This is a genomic window from Citreimonas sp. (genome assembly GCF_042096055.1).
In the GTDB taxonomy this organism is placed as follows: Bacteria; Pseudomonadota; Alphaproteobacteria; order Rhodobacterales; family Rhodobacteraceae; genus Citreimonas.
Map to the genome: position 1 here is coordinate 1 of NZ_JBELMH010000149.1, position 3,660 is coordinate 3,660.

At 67.0% G+C, this 3,660-nt stretch carries 5 protein-coding genes; all 5 read right to left on the reverse strand.

Features of this window, described 5'->3' with window-relative positions; translation table 11 throughout:
- The coding region (locus ACFDTC_RS17755; RefSeq protein ID WP_375260206.1) for a response regulator at window positions 1-382 on the reverse strand (382 nt) is incomplete at its 3' end.
- A 4-nt stretch (window positions 383-386) separates the two neighbouring features.
- Window positions 387-1,130, reverse strand: coding sequence for a phosphate signaling complex protein PhoU (phoU, locus tag ACFDTC_RS17760; protein WP_375260207.1), 744 nt, complete (start codon window positions 1,128-1,130; stop codon window positions 387-389).
- Complete coding sequence (gene pstB, locus ACFDTC_RS17765) at window positions 1,130-1,927, reverse strand: phosphate ABC transporter ATP-binding protein PstB (RefSeq protein WP_375260208.1); 798 nt, start codon at window positions 1,925-1,927, stop codon at window positions 1,130-1,132. Before pstB ends, phoU begins: the two co-directional genes overlap by 1 nt.
- 35 nt (window positions 1,928-1,962) lie before the next feature.
- Window positions 1,963-3,294, reverse strand: a complete 1,332-nt coding sequence (gene pstA / locus ACFDTC_RS17770; protein WP_375260209.1) for a phosphate ABC transporter permease PstA — start codon at window positions 3,292-3,294, stop codon at window positions 1,963-1,965.
- The coding region (locus tag ACFDTC_RS17775) for a PstC family ABC transporter permease (RefSeq protein WP_375260210.1) at window positions 3,291-3,660 on the reverse strand (370 nt) is incomplete at its 5' end. The genes pstA and ACFDTC_RS17775, both read right to left, overlap by 4 nt.

Here is a 3,660-nt window from a genome sequence, read left to right on the forward strand (position 1 = left end):
GCCGCACCCGGCGCAGCTGCGCGCGCACGCGGGCCAGCAGCTCCTGGATCGAGTACGGCTTGACCACGTAATCGTCGGCGCCGGTTTCCAGCCCGCGCACGCGGTCGACCTCTTCGGACCGGGCCGACAGCATGATGACCGGAATGGCGCGCGTCTCGGGGCGGGTCTTGATCTGGCGGCAGATCTCGATGCCCGAGACGCGCGGCAGCATCCAGTCCAGCACGATGACGTCGGGCTGTTCCTCGTCGATGCGCAGCAGGCCCTCGTCGCCGTCCTCGGCGAAGAGCACGCGGAAGCCCTCGGCCTCGAGGTTGTAGCCGAGGATCTCGCGTTGCGCGGCCTCGTCCTCGACCACCAGAACGGTCGGTTGCGCAGTGCTCACCGCATCACGCCTTGTCGTCGTCGCCGAGAGCGGCGCTCAGCGCAGGGTCGGTCGAGGTGCGGTCGGACTTGGTCCGCAGCTCGTCGGGCTTGCGCCCCGAAGTCAGGAACACCACCTGCTCGGCGATCGAGGTCACGTGGTCGCCCATGCGCTCGATGTTCTTGGCGATGAAATGCAGGTGCATGCAGGCGGTGATGTTGCGCGGGTCTTCCAGCATGAAGGTCAGGAATTCGCGGAACAGCGTGTTGTACATCTGGTCGACGTCGTTGTCGCGCTCGATCACGTCGATGGCCAGCGCCTCGTCGCGCTGGATGTAGGAATCGAGCGCGTCCTTCAGCATCCGCTCGACCTCGCGCGCCATGCGCTTGATCGAGGACGAGGTGCCGCCAATGGGCTGATGCTGCACCAGCACGCCGGTCCGCTTGGCCATGTTCTTCGACAGATCGCCGATGCGTTCGAGGTTGGCCGACATGCGCATCACCGACAGCACGACCCGCAGGTCGGTGGCGGTGGGTGCGCGGATCGCGATGACGCGGGCAGCTTCCTCGTTCAGCTGTTCTTCCAGCAGGTCGATCGCGCCGTCGCCCGCGCGCACGCGCTCGGCCAGTTCCTCGTCGCGGGTGTCGAGGCTGCGCGCGGCGTCGCGGATCGACGCCTCGACGAGGCCGCCCATCTTCATGATCTGCGCCTGGATGCCCTCGAGGTCGCGGTCGAAGGCAGAGGAGATATGTCCGCTCAATCCGTTCATCAGCCGATCCGTCCCGTGATGTAGCTTTCCGTCCGGCTGTCCTCGGGGTTGGTGAAGATCTTGCCGGTTTCGCCGTATTCCACCAGGTTTCCGAGGTGGAAGAAGGCCGTCTTCTGGCTCACGCGCGCCGCCTGCTGCATCGAGTGCGTGACGATGACGACGGAATAATCCTGCCGCAGCTCGTCGATCAGCTCCTCGACCTGAGCGGTGGCGATGGGGTCCAAGGCGCTGCACGGCTCGTCCATCAGTAGCACCTCGGGTTCGGTCGCCACCGCGCGGGCGATGCACAGGCGCTGCTGCTGGCCGCCCGAGAGGCCGGTGCCGGGCGCCTGCAGGCGGTCCTTGACCTCGTTCCAGATGGCGCCGCGGCGCAGGGCCTTCTCGACGATCTCGTCCAGCTCGGCCTTGTTGCGGGCCATGCCGTGGATTTTCGGGCCATAGGCGACGTTGTCGTAGATCGACTTCGGAAACGGGTTGGGCTTCTGGAACACCATGCCGACCTTGGCGCGCAGCTGCACCGGGTCGACGCGGCGGTCGTAGATGTCCTCGCCGTCGATGCTGATCGTGCCTTCGATGCGGCAATTCTCGATCGTGTCGTTCATCCGGTTGAGGCACCGCAGGAAAGTCGACTTGCCGCAGCCCGACGGGCCGATGAAGGCGGTGACCTGCTTGTCCTCGATGTCCACCGACACGTCCTTGATGGCGTGGTTGTCGCCATAATAGACGTCGACGTTGCGGGCGGCGATCTTGATGTCGTTGCGTGTCACGGTTCTGCCTGAGTGCGGTGCGTCGTACATGTCTATACCTTTCATAGGCGTTACCGCCAAACCGATTACCAGCGCCGCTCGAAGCGGCGGCGCAGGATGATGGCGACGATGTTCATGGCCAGCAGGAACACCAGCAGGACGATGATCCCGCCCCAGGCCTTTTCGTAGAAGGCCGGATCGGCGCGGGCGGCCCAGGTGTAGATCTGCGCCGGCATGGCCGAGTTCGGGTCGGTGAAGCCCGCGACCAGCCCGTCGGGGTATTGCCGCGCGACGAAGCCGACCATGCCGATCAGCAGCAGCGGCGCGGTTTCCCCCAGCGCCTGCGCGAGGCCGATGATCGTGCCGGTCAGGATCCCGGGCATCGCCAGCGGCAGGACGTGGTGGAACACCGACTGCATCTTGGACGCGCCGACCCCCAGTGCAGCCTGCCGGATCGACGGCGGCACCGCCTTGAGCGCGGCGCGGGTCGAGATGATGATCGTCGGCAGCGTCATCAGCGTCAGCACCAGCCCGCCCACGATCGGCGCGGATTGCGGCAGGTGCATGAACTGGATGAACACGGCAAGGCCCAGGATGCCGAAGACGATCGACGGCACTGCGGCGAGGTTCGAGATGTTGACCTCGATCATGTCGGTGAACCAGTTGCTGGGCGCGAATTCCTCGAGGTAGATCGACGCCGCGACGCCGATGGGCAGCGACAGCAGCAGCACCACCAGCATCATGAAGAACGACCCCACCACGCTGGCGCCGATGCCCGCGCCGCCGGGGTTGTCGACGCCGGAATCCATGCCCGTCAGGAACCCCCAGTTGAACTGCGTCTCGATCAGGCCGCGGTCGCGCATCGCGTCCACGAGGTCGAGGTCGGCCTGCGTCAGGAAGCGCGAATCGAGCAGGTTCTCGCGCGTGACGCGGCCCTTGATGTAGCCGTCGACGCGGCTGGAGACCGGCAGTTCCAGCGTCACGGGCTGGCCCACGCGGTCGGGATCGGCGCGGAAATGGCGGCGGATCGGCGCCCCGGTCTTGCCGATGATGCGCTGCACCGACGCCTCGTCGAAGTCGACGTCGAGCCCGGCCGCGTCGAGCTGGCGGGCCAGCGCCTGGTTGAAGTAACGCGCGTAGACGGCGGTCTTGAGAAGCTGGCTCTCGGCCTCGTCGAACTGCGCCTCGGTCAGCGTGAACTCGACCTCGACGACGGCGTGGCTGAAGGCCGGCGCGCCCGAGCGCACGATCGACACCGCCAGGATGCACAGGAACAGCAGGCCCATGCCGATCGCCGCCGCCCCGTAGAGGCGAAAGCGTCGTTCGGCGGCGTTGCGGCGGCGGGTGCCCGGGTCGGTTCGGTGCAGCGAGGCGCCCTTGCGCGCGCCCTCGGCGCGGTCGGTGGTGGCATCTTTCATTCGTACTGCTCCCGGTATTTGCGCACCACGGCCAGTGCCAGGATGTTCAGGCCCAGCGTGATGACGAACAGGGTCATCCCCAGCGCGAAGGCGACCAGCGCCTCGGGGCTCGAGAAGTCGGCGTCGCCGGTCAGCTGGCTGACGATCTTGGCGGTCACGGTTGTCATCGCGTCGAAGGGGTTGAGCGACAGCCGCGCGGCGGCGCCGGCGCCCAGCACCACGATCATCGTCTCGCCGATGGCGCGGCTGGTGGCCAGAAGGATCGCGCCCACGATGCCCGGCAGCGCGGCGGGCAGGATCACCTTGCGGATCGTCTCGGACTGGGTGGCGCCCAGGCCGTAGCTGCCGTCACGCAGGCTTTGGGGC

What these genes read in the sequence shown, in the direction of transcription:
- phoU (WP_375260207.1), bottom strand. Translation starts at nt 1,130, where the DNA reads ATGAACGGATTGAGCGGACATATCTCCTCTGCCTTCGACCGCGACCTC.
- pstB (WP_375260208.1), bottom strand. Translation starts at nt 1,927, where the DNA reads ATGTACGACGCACCGCACTCAGGCAGAACCGTGACACGCAACGACATC.
- pstA (WP_375260209.1), bottom strand. Translation starts at nt 3,294, where the DNA reads ATGAAAGATGCCACCACCGACCGCGCCGAGGGCGCGCGCAAGGGCGCC.